Origin of the sequence: Clostridium sp. KNHs216, assembly GCF_006714885.1 — a bacterium.
Classification (GTDB): Bacteria; Bacillota; Clostridia; order Oscillospirales; family Acutalibacteraceae; genus Caproiciproducens.
Window position 1 is genome coordinate 2,115,421 of record NZ_VFMF01000001.1, and the last position, 18,786, is coordinate 2,134,206.

At 57.6% G+C, this 18,786-nt stretch carries 24 protein-coding genes; 5 read left to right on the forward strand and 19 right to left on the reverse strand.

Features of this window, described 5'->3' with window-relative positions; all coding sequences use genetic code 11:
• Nucleotides 1-6: 6 nt before the first annotated feature.
• The 3 genes from argC to LY85_RS10295 form a co-directional block, all read right to left on the reverse strand.
• A complete protein-coding gene (gene argC / locus LY85_RS10285; protein WP_141826570.1) occupies nucleotides 7-1,041 on the reverse strand; it encodes an N-acetyl-gamma-glutamyl-phosphate reductase in 1,035 nt (344 codons plus the stop codon).
• Entirely contained in the window at nucleotides 1,038-2,417 is a 1,380-nt protein-coding gene (argH, locus tag LY85_RS10290; RefSeq protein WP_141826571.1) for an argininosuccinate lyase, read from the reverse strand. The genes argC and argH overlap by 4 nt, the downstream gene beginning before the upstream one ends.
• Nucleotides 2,418-2,484: 67 nt before the next feature.
• Nucleotides 2,485-3,705: an argininosuccinate synthase gene (locus LY85_RS10295; RefSeq protein WP_141826572.1), complete on the reverse strand. Its 1,221-nt coding sequence runs from the start codon at nucleotides 3,703-3,705 to the stop codon at nucleotides 2,485-2,487.
• Nucleotides 3,706-3,902: 197 nt separating this feature from the next.
• Here LY85_RS10295 and LY85_RS10300 point away from each other — a divergent pair, with 197 nt between their 5' ends.
• Nucleotides 3,903-4,406, forward strand: a complete 504-nt coding sequence (locus LY85_RS10300) for a flavin reductase family protein (protein WP_141826573.1) — start codon at nucleotides 3,903-3,905, stop codon at nucleotides 4,404-4,406.
• A 2-nt stretch (nucleotides 4,407-4,408) separates the two neighbouring features.
• Nucleotides 4,409-4,675 carry a hypothetical protein gene (locus tag LY85_RS10305; protein WP_141826574.1) on the forward strand — a complete coding sequence of 89 codons (267 nt, stop codon included), beginning with the start codon at nucleotides 4,409-4,411 and terminating at the stop codon, nucleotides 4,673-4,675.
• Between the two features lie 154 nt (nucleotides 4,676-4,829).
• On the opposite strand, the gene hflX is transcribed toward LY85_RS10305, so the two are convergent.
• The 16 genes from hflX to LY85_RS10385 all read right to left on the reverse strand — a co-directional run bounded on the left by hflX (nucleotide 4,830) and on the right by LY85_RS10385 (nucleotide 16,572).
• Nucleotides 4,830-6,089 (reverse strand): GTPase HflX, encoded by a 1,260-nt coding sequence (hflX, locus tag LY85_RS10310; RefSeq protein ID WP_141826575.1) that lies wholly within the window; start codon nucleotides 6,087-6,089, stop codon nucleotides 4,830-4,832.
• Between the two features lie 67 nt (nucleotides 6,090-6,156).
• The gene (locus tag LY85_RS10315) at nucleotides 6,157-6,624 is read right to left on the reverse strand and encodes a hypothetical protein (RefSeq protein WP_141826576.1); all 468 of its coding nucleotides are present in this window, start codon (nucleotides 6,622-6,624) and stop codon (nucleotides 6,157-6,159) included.
• 11 nt (nucleotides 6,625-6,635) lie between these two features.
• A complete protein-coding gene (locus tag LY85_RS10320; protein WP_141826577.1) occupies nucleotides 6,636-7,217 on the reverse strand; it encodes a hypothetical protein in 582 nt (193 codons plus the stop codon).
• A complete protein-coding gene (locus tag LY85_RS10325) occupies nucleotides 7,214-8,290 on the reverse strand; it encodes a baseplate J/gp47 family protein (RefSeq protein WP_185741186.1) in 1,077 nt (358 codons plus the stop codon). The genes LY85_RS10320 and LY85_RS10325 overlap by 4 nt, the downstream gene beginning before the upstream one ends.
• Nucleotides 8,290-8,625: a histidine kinase gene (locus LY85_RS10330; RefSeq protein WP_141826579.1), complete on the reverse strand. Its 336-nt coding sequence runs from the start codon at nucleotides 8,623-8,625 to the stop codon at nucleotides 8,290-8,292. Before LY85_RS10330 ends, LY85_RS10325 begins: the two co-directional genes overlap by 1 nt.
• A 1-nt stretch (nucleotide 8,626) precedes the next feature.
• The gene (locus LY85_RS10335; RefSeq protein ID WP_141826580.1) at nucleotides 8,627-8,965 is read right to left on the reverse strand and encodes a hypothetical protein; all 339 of its coding nucleotides are present in this window, start codon (nucleotides 8,963-8,965) and stop codon (nucleotides 8,627-8,629) included.
• Between the two features lie 5 nt (nucleotides 8,966-8,970).
• A complete protein-coding gene (locus LY85_RS10340; protein WP_141826581.1) occupies nucleotides 8,971-9,870 on the reverse strand; it encodes a hypothetical protein in 900 nt (299 codons plus the stop codon).
• Nucleotides 9,867-10,388 carry a LysM domain-containing protein gene (locus LY85_RS10345; RefSeq protein WP_141826582.1) on the reverse strand — a complete coding sequence of 174 codons (522 nt, stop codon included), beginning with the start codon at nucleotides 10,386-10,388 and terminating at the stop codon, nucleotides 9,867-9,869. Before LY85_RS10345 ends, LY85_RS10340 begins: the two co-directional genes overlap by 4 nt.
• Nucleotides 10,389-10,466: 78 nt before the next feature.
• Nucleotides 10,467-11,144 (reverse strand): hypothetical protein, encoded by a 678-nt coding sequence (locus tag LY85_RS10350; protein ID WP_141826583.1) that lies wholly within the window; start codon nucleotides 11,142-11,144, stop codon nucleotides 10,467-10,469.
• On the reverse strand, nucleotides 11,141-11,497 hold the full coding sequence (locus LY85_RS10355; RefSeq protein ID WP_141826584.1) for a hypothetical protein: 357 nt from the start codon (nucleotides 11,495-11,497) through the stop codon (nucleotides 11,141-11,143). The genes LY85_RS10350 and LY85_RS10355 overlap by 4 nt, the downstream gene beginning before the upstream one ends.
• A gap of 10 nt (nucleotides 11,498-11,507) precedes the next feature.
• Nucleotides 11,508-12,521 (reverse strand): phage major capsid protein, encoded by a 1,014-nt coding sequence (locus LY85_RS10360; RefSeq protein ID WP_141826585.1) that lies wholly within the window; start codon nucleotides 12,519-12,521, stop codon nucleotides 11,508-11,510.
• A gap of 18 nt (nucleotides 12,522-12,539) precedes the next feature.
• The gene (locus tag LY85_RS10365) at nucleotides 12,540-12,881 is read right to left on the reverse strand and encodes a hypothetical protein (protein ID WP_141826586.1); all 342 of its coding nucleotides are present in this window, start codon (nucleotides 12,879-12,881) and stop codon (nucleotides 12,540-12,542) included.
• A gap of 19 nt (nucleotides 12,882-12,900) precedes the next feature.
• Nucleotides 12,901-13,863, reverse strand: coding sequence for a hypothetical protein (locus LY85_RS10370; protein ID WP_141826587.1), 963 nt, complete (start codon nucleotides 13,861-13,863; stop codon nucleotides 12,901-12,903).
• Nucleotides 13,864-13,878: 15 nt separating this feature from the next.
• A complete protein-coding gene (locus LY85_RS10375; protein WP_141826588.1) occupies nucleotides 13,879-15,003 on the reverse strand; it encodes a serine/threonine protein phosphatase in 1,125 nt (374 codons plus the stop codon).
• A complete protein-coding gene (locus LY85_RS10380) occupies nucleotides 15,000-16,256 on the reverse strand; it encodes a PBSX family phage terminase large subunit (RefSeq protein ID WP_141826589.1) in 1,257 nt (418 codons plus the stop codon). The genes LY85_RS10375 and LY85_RS10380 overlap by 4 nt, the downstream gene beginning before the upstream one ends.
• The gene (locus LY85_RS10385) at nucleotides 16,246-16,572 is read right to left on the reverse strand and encodes a hypothetical protein (RefSeq protein ID WP_141826590.1); all 327 of its coding nucleotides are present in this window, start codon (nucleotides 16,570-16,572) and stop codon (nucleotides 16,246-16,248) included. Before LY85_RS10385 ends, LY85_RS10380 begins: the two co-directional genes overlap by 11 nt.
• A gap of 210 nt (nucleotides 16,573-16,782) precedes the next feature.
• Here LY85_RS10385 and LY85_RS10390 point away from each other — a divergent pair, with 210 nt between their 5' ends.
• From LY85_RS10390 to LY85_RS10400, 3 genes are read left to right on the forward strand one after another with little or no spacing between them, the layout of a single operon-like run.
• The gene (locus LY85_RS10390) at nucleotides 16,783-17,157 is read left to right on the forward strand and encodes a GntR family transcriptional regulator (protein ID WP_141826591.1); all 375 of its coding nucleotides are present in this window, start codon (nucleotides 16,783-16,785) and stop codon (nucleotides 17,155-17,157) included.
• A gap of 30 nt (nucleotides 17,158-17,187) precedes the next feature.
• Complete coding sequence (locus tag LY85_RS10395) at nucleotides 17,188-18,048, forward strand: ABC transporter ATP-binding protein (protein WP_141826592.1); 861 nt, start codon at nucleotides 17,188-17,190, stop codon at nucleotides 18,046-18,048.
• Complete coding sequence (locus LY85_RS10400; RefSeq protein ID WP_141826593.1) at nucleotides 18,045-18,668, forward strand: ABC-2 transporter permease; 624 nt, start codon at nucleotides 18,045-18,047, stop codon at nucleotides 18,666-18,668. The genes LY85_RS10395 and LY85_RS10400 overlap by 4 nt, the downstream gene beginning before the upstream one ends.
• Nucleotides 18,669-18,786 lie beyond the last annotated feature (118 nt).

The following is an 18,786-nucleotide window of genomic DNA, read 5'->3' on the forward strand; positions in this document are numbered from 1 at the left end:
ATCCCCTTAAAATGCCGGGGGCAATCCTTTCAGCCCGGCTGTTTCCTCTATTCCAAACGCAAGATTCATATTCTGGACCGCCTGCCCCGCCGCGCCCTTGACCATATTGTCGATCGCCGAGATAGCGATCAGCGTGCCGGTACGGAAATCGGCGTGGAGCGAAATATCGCAGAAATTGGAATATCGCACATTTTTGATGTCCGCCTCTACGCCCTGCGGCAGCAGCCGGATAAAATATTCCGAATCGTACGCGTCATGATAAGCTTTTTTTATCTGTTCCATGGTTGCTCCCGCGGCCAGCTTCGCGTAGCAGGTGGCGAGAATCCCCCGGTTGACCGGGAGCAGATGCGGCACAAAGGTCAGCTTGACCGGCGCGTCCGCCACATGGGAAAGGCTCTGCTCCATCTCCGGCGTATGGCGGTGACAGGCGACCTTATAGGCGCTCATGCCCTCGTTCAGCTCCGGGTAATGGGTGTTCTGGCTCGGTTTTCTTCCCGCGCCGGTCACACCGCTTTTGCAGTCGGCAATGATGCCGTCCTTTTGTATCAGGCCGTTTTTCAAAGCCGGCGCAAGTGCGAGCGGCACCGCGGTGGTGTAGCAGCCGGGGTTCGCGATGATTTTTTTGCCCCTGATCTGTTCCCGGAAAAGCTCCGGCAGAGCGTAAACGGCGAGCGCGTGAAGGTCGGGATGCAGGAATGTCCCGCCGTACCACTCGCGGTAATCCTCTTCGTTTTCCAGCCGGAAATCCGCACCGAGGTCGATAAAGACCTTTCCTTTCGCGAAGCATTCCGCGGCCAGCTCCTGCGAAAGGCCGTGGGGCAGCGCGGCAAAAACCGCGTCGCTTTTTTCAACGACCTCGCTCTGGGTGCCGCAGGCCATGTCGCATACGCCGCGGTAAGCCGGGTAGACGTCCGAAAGGGCCTGCCCTTCGAAGCTGACTGAGCTGACCGCGGAAAGCTCCGCCTGCGGGTGCCCGCTCAGCAGCCGGCAGAGCTCCGCGCCCGCGTAGCCCGTCGCGCCGACCACGCCCGCCCGGATCATGGCTGCACCCCCAGCTTTTTCAGTACCCTTTCCGCCTGTGCGCGCACATTTTCCGGAGCCGGTCCGCCCAGCACCTTCCTGCCGTTCACGCAGTTTTCCAGCGAAATCGCGTCAAAGATCCCGCCGTCGAACAGCCCGCTGAATTCTTTGTACTTTTCAAGCGGCACGGTTTCGAGCGTCAGCCCGTTTTCAATGCAGTACGCCACCAGCTCGCCGGTCACTTTATATGCGTCGCGGAAGGGCATTCCCTTTCCGACCAGATAATCGGCACAGTCGGTCGCGTTGATAAAGCCCTTCGCCGCCGCTTTCCGCATGTTCTGAGGCAGCACCCGCATAGTGTCCACCATCGGGATAAAGGCGGTCAGGCACATATGCAGGGTGTCCACCGCGTCGAAAATCGCTTCCTTATCCTCCTGCATATCCTTGTTGTACGCAAGGGGAAGGCCCTTCATCATGGTCAGCAGCGTGGTCAGGTCGCCGATGGCGCGCCCGCTCTTGCCGCGGACCAGCTCCGCAATATCGGGGTTCTTTTTCTGCGGCATAATGCTGGAGCCGGTGGAAAACGCGTCGTCCAGCTCCACAAATTTGAATTCCCACGAGCACCAGAGGATGATTTCCTCCGAAAACCGGGAAAGGTGCACCATGGCGATGGCGATGTCCGCGGCAAGCTCCATGCAGAAATCCCGGTCGGAAACGCCGTCAAGGCTGTTGTTCGTCGCCCCGGAAAAGCCCAAAAGGGAGGCGGTCATTTCGCGGTCCAGCGGATAGGTGGTCCCCGCCAAAGCGCCGGAACCGAGCGGGCATTCGTCCATGCGCTTTCCGGTATCCTCCAGACGGGACAGGTCGCGCTGGAACATTTCCGCGTAGGCCAGAAGATGGTGCCCGAAGGTAATGGGCTGCGCGCGCTGCATGTGGGTGTAACCCGGCATGACCACGCCGCTGTTTTCCAGCGCCTTTTTACACAGCACGCCGATCAGCTCTTTGATCTGCCCATGGAGCAGGGCGTACTGTTTTTCCAGATACAGCTTCACATCCACCGCAACCTGATCGTTCCGGCTGCGCGCGGTGTGCAGCCGCTTTCCCGCGGCTCCCAGCCGCGCGGTCAGCTCGCCCTCCACAAAGGTGTGGATATCCTCGGCTTCCCCGTCGATGGAAAGCGTTCCGTTTTCGATCTCCGCGAGGATTTTTTTCAGTTCCGCACAGATTTTTTCGCTCTCCGCCGCATCGATTACCCCGCAGGCTCCGAGCATGGTCGCGTGGGCAATGCTGCCCTCTATATCTTCCCTTGCCATCCGGCTGTCAAAGGAAATGGATGAATTAAAATCATTGGTTTTCTGATCGAGTTCCTTATGGAATCTTCCCGCCCACAGCTTCAAGTCACACACACTCCGTTTATTGAAAATGTGGGGCAGACCGTACGCCTGCCCCAAAATGGATTATCCCTTATTTTTTCTGCTTTTTCAGCGCCTGTACCTGAATCGGCAGCCCGAACAGGTTGATAAACCCGTTGGCGTCCGCCTGATTGTAGACCTCGTCCTCGCTGAAGGTCGCAATATCCTCGTCATAGAGAGAATACGGGGAAGTGGCCCCCGCGTCGATGATATTTCCCTTGTACAGCTTCAGCTTCACTTCGCCGGTCACGGTTTGCTGGGTGCTTTCCACAAAGGCGGAAAGCGCCTCGCGCAGAGGAGTAAACCACTGGCCGAAATAAACCAGCTCCGCAAATTTATTGCCCACGCCCTGCTTGTAGTGGTAGGTGTCCCTGTCAAGGCAGAGCTCTTCCAGCTTGTTGTGCGCGTGGTACAGAATGGTGCCGCCCGGGGTCTCGTACACGCCGCGGGACTTCATGCCCACCAGCCTGTTTTCCACGATATCCGCGATGCCGATGCCGTTTTCCCCGCCGATCTGATTCAGCTGCGCAATCATGTCGACCGCGCAGAGCTTACTGCCGTTGAGGGACACCGGAATGCCCTTCTCAAACGTAAGGGTGATGTAAGTCGGCTTATCGGGCGCCTGCTCCGGCGAAACGCCCAGCTCCAGAAAGCCCGGCTTCTGATAGGCCGGCTCGTTCGCGGGGTCTTCCAGATCGAGGCCCTCGTGGGAAAGATGCCACAGGTTTTTATCCTTGGAGTAGTTCGTCTCCCTCGTAATGTTCAGCGGAATATTGTGCGCCTCGGCGTAGTCGATCTCTTCGTCGCGGGATTTGATGGACCACTCCCTCCAAGGGGCGATGATCTTCATCTTCGGCGCAAACGCCTTGATGGCAAGCTCAAACCGCACCTGGTCGTTGCCCTTGCCGGTGCAGCCGTGGCAGATGGCGTCCGCGCCCTCGGCCTGAGCGATTTCCACCAGCCTTTTTGCGATCAGCGGCCTTGCAAAGGAGGTCCCGAGCAGATATTTGTTCTCGTACACTGCCCCGGCCTTGAGCGTCGGCCAGATATAATCTTCGGCGAACGCCTTTTTCAGGTCGGCGATATAGAGCTTTGACGCGCCCGTCTTTTTCGCCTTTTCCTCAAGGCCGTTCAGCTCCGCGCCCTGCCCGACGTCCGCGGCGACCGCGACGACCTCGCAGTTGTTATAATTTTCCTTCAGCCAGGGGATAATAATAGAAGTATCAAGTCCGCCGGAATAGGCGAGAACTACTTTTTTAATCTTGTTTTCCATTGCATAGGCCTCCCGTTTTGTTTTGTTGTGTTTTATTATACACTATTTATACGGAAATTCAAGCATTTTGTGCATAAATATTCATTTTATCTTTAATAGATAAAAACAGCCAAATAAGATTATTTTTGATTGTGGGATATATCCAAACGTGATAAAATAAAATAGAAACAAGGACCAATTTAACGGAGGTGTTTTTGATGTTTCAACAAATCGACATTACAGCCATGAATTTTAATCCATTCACCAAGATCGATAAGGAGTGGATGCTGATTACCGCGGGCAGCCGGGAAAAATGCAACACCATGACGGCCAGCTGGGGCGCTCTGGGCGAGCTTTGGAGCCGATACGTTTCCTTTATTTTTATCCGTCCGCAGCGTTATACTCTCGAATTCATCGAAAAAGAGGATTTTTATTCCCTCTGCTTCTTCAACGAGTCGCAGCGCAAGGCCCTGAACTACTGCGGCAGCCGCTCCGGCCGCGATACCGACAAGATCAAAGACGCCGGTCTTACTCCCGTTTACGACGAAGCCGCGCCTTATTTTGAAGAGGCAAAGCTCGTTTTCATCTGCCGCAAGCTGCACGGGCAGCCCATTGACCCCGCCTGCTTTATCGACCCCGCGATCGACGGAAAGTGCTATCCCCAGAAGGACTACCACAAGATGTTCGTCGGTGAAATCGTAAAGGTACTGGAAAAAGCATAGCTTTGAAAGCTGAGGTGAGCGCCGTGCTGCCCTGGAACCGCAGAGAAGTCTATCTGGGCTTTTCCGAAGGGGAGTTTGCCCATGTCCGCGAGATGCTTTCCGCCGCGGGGATTCCCTGTGAAACGCGCATTGTCAACGCGCGCTGCAGCGGGACACGGGGCAGGCTGAGTTCTTTCGGGATGGATCCCGCCTATGAAAACCAGTTCTATGTTTACGTACGGAAAAGCGATTATGAAAGGGCGAACGCTTTTCTGAAAAAAGGAGCGTAAAAGGGGCTGCTGCAAAACAGGCTCTCAATAAAACAACGCACAAAAAATGCACCTTGAGCGGGCTTTAAACCCCCGCTTCAAGGTGCATTCTTTATTATGAAAGCTGTTGTCCTGTACAATTTGCCGCCGCAAATTCATTTTGCAGCGGCTCTTTTCATTCAATGATATATTTTCCGATGGAACCGTCCAGGGTCGACGGGACCTGTGCCGTCAGCACCAGTCCGATATCGGTGTACTCCTCGTTTTCCACCGTTCCCTCGCGGCGGATCTGCGCCGCAAGGCCGCTCTGCGAAAACGGAAGCAGCAGCTTCACCCGTTTGCTTTTGACCGGCAGATTATCCTCGATCGCGCTGAGCAGCTTGTCGATCCCCGCGCCCGTCGCCGCGCTGATCCGAACGGAATTGCCCATAAACGGGATGATGTTGGCCGCGGGAAGAAGGTCGCATTTGTTGAACACGGGGATCACCGGCCTTCCCTCGCAGCCGAGTTCCGACAAAAGGTCCTTCGTGATTTTCAAATGCTCCTGCGCTTCCGCGCTGGAAGCGTCGCAGATATTCAGGATAATGTCGGCGGTGGCGGCCTGTTCCAGCGTGGAACGGAAAGCCTGCACCAGATGATGCGGCAGGCGGCGCACCAGCCCGACGGTGTCGATCAGCATCACCGTGGCGCCGTTCGGCAGCTTCAGCGAGCGGGCGGTGGGGTCCAGCGTGGCGAAAAGCTTATCTTCCGCCAGCACCCCGGCCTGTGTCAGGGCATTCATCAGCGTGGATTTTCCCGCGTTGGTGTAGCCCACCAGCGCGACGGTGACGACCCCGTCCTTCTGACGGCGGCGGGTAATCTGGCTGCGGTGCTTTTCCACCGCTTCCAGCTGCTCCCTGAGCGTGTCAATCCGCCTGCGGATATGACGCCGGTCGGTTTCCAGCTTGCTTTCGCCCGGGCCGCGCGTACCGATTCCGCCGCCGAGACGGGAAAGCGACGTTCCTTTGCCGGACAGCCGGGGCAGCAGATACTTCAACTGCGCAAGCTCCACCTGGAGCCGGCCCTCCTTGCTCTTCGCGCGCGCCGCGAAGATATCCAGAATCAGCATGGTACGGTCCACGACGCGCACCTTGCTGATCTGTTCAATATTTCGGATTTGAGTGGGAGAAAGTTCACAGTCAAAAATAAGCAGGTCGATTTCATGCTTTTCACAGAAATCCGCTATTTCCTCCATCATTCCCGACCCGACGCAGGTAGCGTTGTCGTAAGTGGGCCGGTTCTGCGTGATTGCGCCGAAAGGTTCCGCTCCCGCGCTGCTGACAAGCTCGTACAGCTCCGCCAGCGAAGTCTCCACGTCATATTCGCCCGTATTGACTTCCACCAGCAGCGCGCGCTCCGGTTTTTCTTCATTTTCGTACAGATCCAGTTTTTCCATCCCCTTCCAGCATCAACCGCTGTTTTTTCGCTATTATTTTATCTCAAAATCCGAAATAATGCAAATTCTATCGAAAAGCGACATAGAGATAACTCATCGTATCACTATTTAAATTATTAAAAAATCCTCCGGTCTGTGCTTTTTGTGTCTGGTACACGGTCAGCTTGCCTTCGGAAAGGAAAACACCCTTGCTGCTCCCCGTTTGGGTAGCGACTGCAAAGCTGTTTTCGTTATATCCGCCGTTCGGAAAATAGTCGTTTGCGGGCATCCCTTCCATAAAGACCAGCACGAATCCGGGGGCAAACGGCAGCGTGACCACCTGTGAGGCTTCGCCGTTTCCACAGTAGCTTCCGACGGCAAACGCCTGCGTAAGCAAAGTCCGGTCCTCCGTCGACAAATGCATCTGCGTATTTCCGAAATGGGCGGCCAGTATCGAATCCAGCAGTGTGTTGTCCGCCACAAAATCTCCGCGCATCGGTTTGTCGGTTCCCACCCAGCTGTTCAGTCCCAGGGATGTTTTATTGTTTGTAGGCATTGCTTCCTCCTTCAGATCTTTACCACTCCGCCGCCGAAACCGTCGATCGCATCCCATGTGTAGGAAAAAGCGTCTTTTGTGTCAAACGTCTCATCCGCACCGTCGATATTGTTCCATGAAATGCTTCTAAAATCCAGTTCCGCGTTCAAATGTGCGGGAAGGTAGTTTTTGGCAGTTTGCAAAACGGCTTCTTTTTTTTCTTCCGTGGGCGACGCGTCCATGCAGTTTACATAAATGCATTGATCGGTAAACCGTTCGCAGATTCTGGCGTCAATGCCCTCCATCGCAAAAATCCGCTCCATATCGCCCACTGTAAAATCGTTCGGCGTAACGGCGCAGCGCTTCATGACGGCATTGCGCCGTTCTTCCTCGTTTTCCTGCACGCCGATCCGCAAAAGCTTCTCCGCATTTTCAAGTCCGTAATCCGACGCGGTGGCGACAAAGCTTTCCCGCTGCAGCGTTTCCAGCTCTCCGCAAACCATGTCAAGCCCCTGTGCGTACGCCTGCAGCTCATAGTCAACGGTGGTATTCCCGCTGAGCGAATAGATCTTTGCCGCTTTCATTTTCGCGGTCATCGATTCCAAAGCTTTCATTGCCCAACCCCCGCGTAATGCCCCACATGCACCGTGCCGCAGACCGCCAGCTGATTCGGGCCGATTTTCCTGTCCATGGTCACGGATGTGTTAAAAAGATAATTTTTGATCTTTCCCGTCGCGAAAACCCGTACGCCCAGCGCGGTCACAATCACCGGCTCGCCGACCGACAGCTCGTCAAAATACTCTTTGACCGCCTGTTCGCAGGCGGCCTTTGCATCCTGCTCGGAAACGGTGTCCGCCGGAGTAACGGCAATGTCGATCTCCACCGGAACGGTCTGCGCCGCAGCAGCCTTCACGTCGACGTTCACTTCGCGCAGCAGGTTCAGATCATTCTGCACCCGGCTGATGATTTCCGGCAGGGGAGCCGCGCCCCTGCCGCCAAGGTAGAGTCCGACCGTTCCCGCTCCGTTTTCGCGCGGTACCACGCCCACGGAATAAACGCCGTCGTATTTCAAAGCGCATTCGCGGTAAAAGGCCGCGTTGGTGCCGTTGGAAATGCTCGCGTAGCTCTGCATCAGACGGGCGCGCAGCTCGCTGTCGCTTTCGCCGTCCTCCCCTCCGGTGAAGGCGGACGGATTCGCCGCGCTTTCTATGGCGGGCGGCGGCGTGACCATGACGGTGACGGTGCCCGGCTGCGTATTCCCGCTTTTCCCGCCCTGTTCCGCCTTGGCCGGGACCTCAACGCTCAGCTCGCCGTTTTTCAGCAGGGCGCTTTCAGTCGTGACATACCGTACCGGCTCGTCGCCGGAAGTCACGCAGACTGTTCCCGCGGGAACCGGGACGTCGTACCAGAGCGGCGTGGTACGCTGAAAGGCAATGTATCCTCGGGCCGCGACCGGCTGCTTGCGCTGAAGCCCGCGCTCCTGCGCGCGCAGCTCAAGCTGCTCCCCCTGCGCGCTCTGCGCGAACGTCTGCATTTTGAGCCAGTCCACCGCGCTGCCGATCGAATAAAGCTCCCCCGCCAGCACCTTCATGCGGATGCCGATGTCCGAAGCGTCGTCCGGGGCGTATCCGGCAAGGGACGTGAACTGATCCTGCATCCGCGTCAATATCTCCTGATAGCTGTACACTAAAATTTCACCTCTATTTCGGCTTTCTCCCCGCCGCAGCTCAGTGTGATCACCGCGGCCGGCGGGTCCCCCGAACATTCCGCGCGCTCCACCGTGACCTGCGGCAGGGCCCTGAGCGCTTCCTGCGCCAGGGCAAGGGCCTTTTCGTTCAGCCCGCGGCCGCCCGGCTTCAGTTCATACAGCCGGCTCCCGAGGGAAGGGTCGTACACGAAGCCGCCGAGCGGCACGGTCAAACGGACCGCGGCGCGCTGCAAAAGCTCCCGCGCGCCGCCAACCTGCTTTGGACGGCCGTTGGAACCGGGCAGAAAATCCCCTCCGATTAACGCCGTATCCATGCTAATCCTCCTTCCGAGCGGCAAAAACCTGTCCGTTGATGACGATCTCTCCGCTGTTTTTCAGGTAAATGCTCGCGCCTCCGGACGAAAACAGCAGCAGCTCGCCAGGGGCGATTCCTTTTTCCTCCGTCACCGCGCCGATACAGGCGTTCCCCGAACCAGTGCCGACAACGACCGTTTTCGCCGCATTCGGCGGCAGATAGGCAATGCCCCACGGCCCCAAAAGCGGAATGCTCCGGTATTCGTTTTCTCCCTGCATCACCGCCGCACCGGTCACTTCCGCCACCTGTGCGGCGGTTTTCCGGTTCTGCGCGGCGATCACCTGCTGCGAAAGCCACATGGTCCTCACCTCCTCAAAGTAAACCGGGTGCTTTCCCCGTCCGCGTTCAGTCGGTACTCCGTCTGTGAAACATACAGCTTTTCCACCGTACCGAGCGCCGGGTCCCGCACCCTTGCGGCTGTAAAAAGGGCGGCCGCGATTTCTCCCGGACAGTCCGCGGTCACCCGATACGCCTTTTTCTCCGCGGCGCGGATCAGTTCGTCGGCGTCGCCCTGCGCAAGGCATCTCCTGCGCCTGATTCCAAGGGAAACCGCCTCCGCGCTCTGCGCCGCCGGGCTGTAAACCCCGGCGCTCCCGGACTTTATCAGAACCTCCGAAAGAGCGTTGCAGTACAGGTTTTCCACCGAAACGGAGGTATACCCGGTCCCGGTCGCATTGTCAAACAGCAGCTCCCCCTGCGGCTTTGCGCCGGACGCGTCGAACGTGTCGTCCGCAATCCGCGGCGCCACTTTCAAAAACCGGGTACAGAAGCCGGCGGCGGCCTGCCACTCGCTCATTCCCTTTGTCACCGTGTACGTTCCGTTAAAGGCCCGGCTGTCGCCCAGAAAGCCCGAAAAGCCGTAGGGCTTCACATGCCTTTCAAAGACGGTCCTCAGCGACGGCATACAGTAGGTCTGCGGAACAGCCTCGTTGTCCAGGAGGAGCGCGGCGCGGCTGCGGGCGGAAAGCGTCAGCTTCCATCCGCCGCCGACGCTTTCCTTCTGCTCGTCCACAATTCCGTCGAAGCACAGCTTTCGGGTCCGGTCATAGATTTTCAGCCCCGTCAGCCGCCCCAGGCTTTTTTTAAGCGGGAACACGCCGGTGAAGCCGTCCGCCGGCGCATCCTCCCCGCGAACCAGCCTTGCCGAAACCGGGGGCGGGATCAAAAGCCCCACCCCCTGCGGCGTTATGCCCACATAGGTCACGGAAGCACCACCTTTTGCCCGCCCTCCAGCGCGTTCGGCCACTGAATCAGCGGATTCAGATTTTTCAGCGTATCCACGTCCGTCCCGTAAAGGTTCGCCACTTCCCAAAGGCTCTCCCCGCCCTTGCAGACATAGCTTGTTTCGGACAGAGAGGCCTCTTCCGTACCGGCGTCGTCCTCCACAAAGACAAAGCTGTAGGAAACGCAGTCCGGCTGGGCTTCGCCGATCATTTTCAGCGACGCGAACGCCGCAGGGAACGGCGTGTCCCCCGGCAGGCGCAGCAGCCCGCTTTCCCCGGAAGCGAACACCGCCGCCAGACGGCTGAATTCCTCCATGCATCCGCTGCCGATGAATTCCCCCGACCCGGTCACGACCCGCTTGTCAAAGCCCAGATCCTGCAGAACGCTTCCGTACAGGGGCAGCTTCAGGTTTTGGATATTTCTGGAATAGGCGACCTCCACCTGCTTCGGGTTAAAGGGCCACACATAATTTTTATAGCTCATGGGCTGTATTTTCATGCGTTTTCCTCCCCCGTGTCCAGCGGATGGGGGTACCTGCGGAAGTCCCGCTCCAATCCTTCCGAAATCTCGTCCAGCTCATCGTTCACCGCTTTCGCCCTCCTTTTCCTGTGTCCGCGCCGCGGCCACCAGCTCCATGCTCCGACGGGGCGTGTTGCCCGCCCCGCCCTCCGCAGTGATGTTTTTCCATCTGCACCCGGAATAGACCACCCGACCGCCGTTTCCCGCGGCGATCAGGCGGAAGCCGGAAAGCGCGCACAAATCCGCGCCGTTTTCCGGCCGGACGTTTCGAACAGTCAGCTCATAGCTGATCCGCCCGGGCGCGGTGGAAACCGCGTCCTGCTCGCCCCAGGCCGAAACCGTGCGGCTCTGCTGCACGCATTTTACCGTGTAGCTGTCCGCGACCGCGGCCCGCTTCCCGTCCGCTTCCAAGTAGACTTCCCTGTCCGCACCGTCGTCCAGCACCTTTAAAACCGCCCAGACGTAAAGCTCCTCCCCCGCCATCAGGGCCGTGTCGGCGCGCTTGACAACGTAGTTGCGCCCGCCGCCGTAAATCTCATCCCCGGTACAAAGCGGTTCCCCTGTGGGGCCGGTGTAAAGGTAATGCAGGTTATCGTAATATTCCGTGGGCAGATTCAGGGACGCGCCGCTTTTGTACTGCAACGGCCGTAAAATCGCGCTGACTTCCCGGTCGCGGACGGTTACTTTTTCGCCGTATTTTTGAAAGAGCCTTTCCAGCGCTTCCTTCCGCTTCATGGGCAAATCCTCTCAAATAGAAAACCGTCGTCCTTTAAATACGGGGCCGCGGCGGCAAGGGATTCCCGCCACGCCTGTCTGGCCATTTCCACCCCGGCGCAGCTTTTCGTCACCCTGATGTCCCCCGCCGAAAAACTCTCCACCCCGGACCCCGCCGTCGTCACCGCCCAGCGGTACAGCGCGAGCGAAGCCGCCGCCGCGCACAGAAGCCCCTGCGCTTCGGGAACGTCCTCTTTCACGCGGCGGCTGATTTCCGTCATCGCGTCCTCACACAGGGGAAGGAACCGGGCGGCTGACTCGTCGCTTAAGTCCGCCATCAGCGCAAAGCGTTCGGCCACATCCTCAATTACCATATCGGCGCCCTCAGGACGGATAGCTCAGCACCTTGACGGCACTGTCGAAAATCTTGGCAAACCCCGCGATCGCCGTAATGGCGGCGCGCTCCAGCTGGCGGTCGATCAGCTTGTCGTAATCGGTGCGCACCCCTCCGGCCTGCACCATTTCCAGCGCGCAGGTTTTGTCGAGCCCGATGATTTGGTTGTCCGCCAGATCCGGCACATGCAGAAGGTTCGCGCCGAGCGGGGCGGCCAGCTTGCCGGTACCCTGAAAATTCAGTCCCGCGTTCGCGTCCTTAAACTCGCTGATGGAAAGGATATCCTTCACGGTGGCCGTGGAAGCCAGCATGGTATTGAGCGAATACGGCGCAAGGGAGCCCCACAGGTTCACCATATCGGCATAATCCGGTTTGGCCCCGGCCGTTTCGACCGTACCGGCGGGCGACTGGCCGTCGTCCCCGTGCAGCAGCACCTCCACCGCGTCCGCAAGCTGCGCGCGGGCAATGTAAGCGCCGATCTGGCGCAGGGTGACGGTAAACAGGTCCAGCTTCTGGAAGCGGAGCGCCTCATAGCTCGCGACCAGCATCCTGCCGCGTTTCTGCAGCTTGACCAGATGGTCCTGCGTCCTGACGACGGTCTGCGGAATCTGTGCGCCCTCCGCGACGGGCTTGAGCGCCTTGTCGTCCCTGCCCGGATCGGACGTAATGGTGCGGTAATCCATGGAGCCGATGTTGGTCGTCGTCGCGACGAGGTTCGGAAGCAGGTTCGCCAGCTCCATTCCCTGCCGCACCGCACGGTTGACGTACTCCGGGAAAAGCGCCGAGGAATCCGCCGTCTGGAAAAACTTTTCGATCCGGTCGGAGTCCGTCCCGCTCACGCGGATATCGAAGCGTTTCAGCTGTCTTTGGTACGCGTCAAGCCCTTCCAGCCCGGTGCCCGCGTAATTTTCGGTGGGGTCTAGGCTCTCCAGAACCTCCGTAAAGCTTTTCCCCGGTGTGCCGTACATTCCTTTTTCGAGTTTTACCGATTCATAAAATGCCATCTTTTTTCCTCCCGTTATTTAAAGAATGATTCCGCAGGTCTGCGCCGCGGCATTCACGTCGGTGACGAGCAGGCTTCTGCCCGTGCTTTCGGCCTGGACTCCGCCGTTCCCGTCACAGTTCAGATTCCGGTATCCGACCGCCGGAGCGATCCCGGAATACGCCACCGTCACATAGCCGTGCAGCTGTACCGCCGCGAAACCCCCGCGCACGGAAACCGCCACCCCGCAGAATTCGTCCTGCGCCTGCCCCGCGCCGACAAGGCCGTTTCCGGTCATTTTTACCGGAATGCCCGGTGCCACGCCGCTTTCCGCCTCAAAGGTTGCCATCTGTTCGCCGTAACCGTTCAAAGAAATGTTCATTTTCTCTCCTCCGTTTGTTTTATATTTTAAATTCCGCATTGAAGCCGGAAGTCTCGGCCCGGCGCGCCGCGGCAAGCTGCGGTACCAAGGGCAGAACCTCCTCCGCCTTTTTGCGGTATGCCTTTTCAAAGCATTTCAGGTCCTCAAGCTCCATTTCGGCGGCGACGCGCGCCGCCGTCCGCGCCGGGATTTCCGGCTGCGCGATGCCCGCGTATTTCACGAAGCTGTTTTCCAGCTCGCCGCGGTACAGCTTTCCGCACTCGGCCTGCTCTTTCAGCGCTTCCAGCTTTTTGGAAAGCCGGTGCGCCTGCTCCACGCTCAAGGTGACCTCTCCGTTTGCGAGCGCGAGCGTTTTTTCCACCTCTTCCGCGTTTTCGGTGGAAAAGTTCTTGATGACTCCGGCCTCGCGCTGGGCGGGCACCGCCACAAACGACCATTCATAGGCGTCCGTCGGCTCGCTTAAAACCGCGCAGCAGGTTTTCCCGCCGTAACTTTTCCCTTTCCCATGGGCGCAGCCGCCCTTTTTCAGGTCCGCACCGCAGATGCTGCACGTGATCTTTTTGACCGCACAGCCCACACTGACTTCCTTTTTGATCCCGCTGTCCAGCTCCAGAATCAGATCGCGGTTTTTGTCGCTTTTCGGCAGATACGCCCGCGCAACCAGGCGGCAGTACGGCTCGCCCGCTTCGGTCGTCCGTTCGCCGTCCCGTTCCACCGCGCAGTCGTAAATGCGCGCCGTCTGGTTCTGCGTCTGCATGCTGTGGTTAAAAATTCCGGTTTTCCCCACGAACAGCACCGCCAGCTTTTCCAGCGCCTCCGTTGTAAACCGTTCGCAGTCGCGGTCGACCTCGTTGTCGCACAGCACCACCGAAAAGGTATAGATTTCATCGGCGGAAAACTCCCTGCGGGTATAGCGGTTGATTTTTCCCAGCCCGTCCTTGTCCGGCTTTTGATTGCTTTTCAGCACATATCCCTCTTTCAAGTCATCCTTCCTTTCTCACGTTTTTGCGGCGGCTTCCATCTGCGCCGCCTTGGCGTTCAGGTAGCGCGCGTTTGCCGACTCGATTTCGTCCTGCAGCGTAATATCCTCCCATTCCACGGTAAACTCCGGTTCGTACCCGTTCAGCCGCAGCCACAGGGAACAGATACGGTGAATGACCGTATTGAGAATGCGGCGGTACGCTTCCAGCTCGCTGGTCAGGATATCCGCCTGCTGGCTCGACATTCGCTCGGTGGAGGACCACGAAAGCCCCAGCAGAAACGGCGGCAGACCCAGCTTTGCCACGATCTGCTCCAGCATTTCGCGCACCGGAACGGAGCTGTCCAATATCTGGTTGTCCGCGCCGATCGCCTTGATGCTCACATCCCCGACGGCCACAAAATCGCTCACACTGTCCTTTCGCATCGCGCGGCTCCACTCCCCGGCGATCTGCTGGGCGCGCTCCTTGGCGTAAGCCCTGTCCGCCGCGTCGTTCGTGGGTTTATAGGTCACGGCAAAGCGCACGTTTCCCAGTCGCTCCCAGTTCACGCCGATGGTATTGTAAATCTGGATCAGGATTCCGCTGACAAACGGCAGCCCGTGCAGAAGGGATACCCCCCGTGCGCTTCCGGGCGGGGGATTCAGCGCGGAGCAGAACACCAGCTCCGGGTATTTCAGCTTTACGCTTCCGCCCGGCTCGCGGCGGTAAATCTCGGTGTGCAGAGGGCTGACGGCTTTCAGCTCCACATCCTCCAGCCCCGCGTTGTACAGCGCGGCGACGGTCCCGCCGCTTACCACCATTTCCCCCACCGCGTTGCCGTAGGTCAAAAGCTGCGACAAATAGTCGTTTAAAAAGCTCTGCACGCCCGCCTCCATGGAATTCACCTTTACATTCTGTAAAAAGGAATTCAGGCGGGCTTCCGTATTCCCGCCGCCGCAGCGCACGGTAAAGCTGCCGATCAGCCGGATGATCTTATCGATGCCCGCGTCGATGATCGGCACCGCCTCGCGCAGCGCGGCGTAAAGCCTGTTTTCGCCTGTCTGCAGCGGCACGTAGCTGTCCAGCGCCGGAAAGGGCGAAGCGGATGCCGCGGTCTGCACCGCCCGGGCGACCGGCTGCGGTTTCTGTCTTTTTCCTATCATTGCTCTCCTTTCCCGCGCGGCGCGGCAATTGCAAAAAAGGCGTCCTCCCTGCGGAGAAGCGTCGTTACAAAATACCGGATATCATCCATCGCGTGATCGTTTTCTTTTACCGGCGCGTCCCGGCTTTTGTCGTCGTTCCAACGGTACAGGCCGAATTCCCGCACCGCGTCCGCGCAGTTGCGGCAGATTTTCACGTCCCCCTGCTTCAAAGCGACGCTGACCTGCCGGATACCGTCGAGCACCTCGTTCTGCGCAGGCAGGACACGGTATTTTCCGTGCCGCCGGATCGTCTCGATAAAGCTGGCGGCGGAAGGGTCGACGGTGACGCTCTCAATTTCGCGTTCCCCACAAAGCCGTTCCAGCCCGGCGTAATGCTCCTCGTCCGTGCGGGAAGCGCCGGCGGCGCGCGAATCGTAATAATATTCGTCCACCCGGTACCACACGCCTTCCTTTTTTCCCCACAGCCCGAACGAGGACGGGTTCACGGTGCCGTAGTCGCAGGAAACGGCGTAGCTTTCGCAGCCCTTCGGCGCGGCGCAGAGCATTGGGTCCGTCATAAACGGGTAGACAAGCCCCTGCGCCGCCACCCATTTTCCAAGCACGAAGCGCTCGTAAAACGTCCCCGCGTAAAGCCCGCGGTACCGCGCGCGGATCTGCGGGCTGAGCGACGGGTTGTCCTCCATGGTAAAATGCAGGTACAGCGCGTTTTTTTGCTCCGCCTTTTGAATCCATTCGCGGTAAAACCAGTGCTGCGGGTTTTCCGGGTTGCAGTTGAACCAGAATTTCGAACCCTCCACCGAGCAGCGCGCGAGCGCCTGTTCCACAAACGAGCAGGGCATCAGCGCCACCTCGTCGAACAGGACGCCGGAAAGGGTAATTCCCTGAATCAGCGCGGGCGACCCTTCGTCCCGCCCGCCGAACAGATAGAAGCGGTCGCTGTGCTTTCCGCAGGAAATGTCCAGCCGGTTTTCCGCGGCCTTCAGCTCGCATCGGAAGCCCGATTCCTGCAGGGCCGGCAGCAGTGTGGTAATCAGGTTCCGTTTCAGGGAGCGGATGGTTTTGCCGCAGATGGCAAACGAGCGGTCCTGAAAGCGGCAGAGCGCCCACGCGGCGAACGAAATCCCGAGGCAGAGCGTTTTTCCGCTGCGCACCGCCCCGTCGCAGATCACCGCGTCCCGGCCTTCATACGGGCTGCCCGGGCACCACCAGGAAAGCGCCTGAAGCTGCTTTCTCGAAAAAGCCTTAAACTCCATCTTCGCTCCCGCCGAGGGACCTTGCGCACTCCTGCAGAGTGCGGTACAGCGGCAGGGAATCCCCTCCGGTCCCGCTCAGCTCTTCCAGACTCTGCAGGGCTTTGATGCGGTCAAAAAATTTGATTTCCATCCCGCCGCCCTTCGGCCGCTTGATTTCCGCAATGTTGTACAGGTCCATTTTGTCCAGCGCCGTCAGATCGGGTTCCTCCGTAAACAGCAGCCGCACCGCGTCCGCAATCCCGCCGTAGGCCAGCCTTTCGTATCCTCTGCGCACCCGTTTGCGGGTTCTTTCGCCTGTTTCCGAATTGCTTTCCAAACCTTCAGCCTCCTTTCAACCCTCCGGTACATTTCCCCGTTTATTTCCCAAAAAGAGGAAAGGAAACCAAAAATTATTTCTTGACAAAGGAGAATAAACGAGTTATTGTATATATACGATATATACAATATTAGCATATCAAAAAACTGTCGGGCGTTGGAAAAGTGTGCGCGGCTTGATCGACAGCCTGATTCGCTTCGAGGTGATTATTTGGACATCATCATTAGCAACGCAAGTGGGAAACCGATTTATGAGCAGATTACCGAGCAGATCAAAAACAGCGTCATCACCGGCGTGCTGCAGGCCGGCGAGGCCCTGCCGTCCATGCGGCTGCTGGCAAAGGAGCTGCACATCAGCGTCATTACCACCAAACGCGCCTACGAAGATCTGGAGCGGGAGGGGTTTATTGAAACGGTCGCCGGCAAGGGAAGCTTTGTCGCGCAGAAAAACATGGAGTTTATCCGCGAGGAGCAGCTGCGCAAAGCGGAAAATCTTCTGCAAAGCGCCGTGGATGTGGCAAGGTCGGGCAGAATTACGCTGGAGGAGCTCAGCGAAATACTCGCCCTGCTGTACAACGGCGATTAAAAATTCTGGCACAGCGCCATGGAGGTAACTATGGACAACATTCTCAAAGTCAGCAATCTTTGTAAGGATTACCCGTCGTTTCATCTACGGGACGTAAGCTTTACGGTCCCAAGCGGCAGCATCGTCGGTTTTGTCGGCGAAAACGGGGCGGGAAAAACAACCACCATCAAGCTGATCTTAAATGAAATGAAGCGGGACGGCGGCTCCGTTCAGATTTTCGGATTGGACAACAGAAAGGACGAACAGAAAATCAAGGAACAGATCGGCGTGGTGTTCGACGAAAGCTACTTTCACAGCGAGTTTAAAGCCGGGGACATCGCTTCCATCCTGCGGTCGGTCTTTCGGACATGGGACGACGAGCTGTTCAACCGGTATCTGAACCAGTTCAAGCTGCCGAAAAATAAAACGATTAAAGAATATTCCAAGGGAATGAAAATGAAGCTGAGCATTGCCAGCGCGCTGGCGCACCGCCCGCGCCTTTTAATTCTCGACGAGGCGACCAGCGGGCTTGACCCGGTCGTGCGCAGCGAAATCCTCGACATTTTCCTCGATTTCATTCAGGATGAATCCCACTCCGTCCTGTTTTCCTCCCACATTACCGGCGATCTTGAAAAGGTCGCGGATTATGTCGTTTTCATCCACGAAGGAAAAATCATCTTCGACCGCTCCAAGGACGACCTGATTTATCAGTACGGGATCGTGAAATGCGGCCCGAAGGATTTCCAGCGGATCGATCCGGACGATCTTGTCCGCTGGCGCAAAACCGATTTCGGCTATGAAGCGCTGGTAACGGACCGGGACGCCGTTCGGCGGAAATATTCCGGCCTGGTCGTCGACCCGGCCACCATAGACGATATCATGCTGATTTATGTAAAGGGGGGCAGATCATGACGGGACTTTTACGGAAAGACCTTTTGTACCTGAAAAGGCAGGGGAAATTTCTGCTGGTCATTTTCGCCTTTTACGCCGTTCTTTCTTTTCTCTCCGACGACGGAATCGAGCACTTCAACTCCATTTTTATCACGCTGATCGCCATGCTGCCGACTGTTGTCATCGTCAACTCCTTCGCCTACGATGAACTGTCAAAATGGAACACCTACGCGCTCAGCCTTCCCATCACTAAAGGAACGCTTGCTTTCAGCAAATATCTGCTTTCGTTTTCGCTGATATTGCTGACGGCCCTGATTCCGTTTTTGGCGAACCTGCTGTCCGGCAGTCTGTCGGAAGAAACCGGTCTCACTATCTACGCCGCTTCCGGGGCGGCTCTGCTGCTCTGCGAAATTCTGATCCCGCTGTTTTACCGGTTCGGAACACAGAAAGCAAGGTTCGCGCTGCTGGTGGTCGTTCTGATTCCCACACTCGGCGCTTACCTTTTGAAACAGGCGCGATTTGCCGCACCGAGCGACGCACAGATTCTGTTTCTGCTGAAAATCTCACCCGTTTTTCTCGTGATTTTTTCCGTGGTTTCCTATTATATCTCCTGTAAGATACTGGACAACAAGGAAAATTAGGGCATCAAAAAAAGGAACGGAAATCCGTTCCTTTTTTTGTTAGCTGAACCTAATATTCCATATTACATCATCTTATTTTTTATATTGTATTCCCGAATTAATTCTAAATTCGACTTAT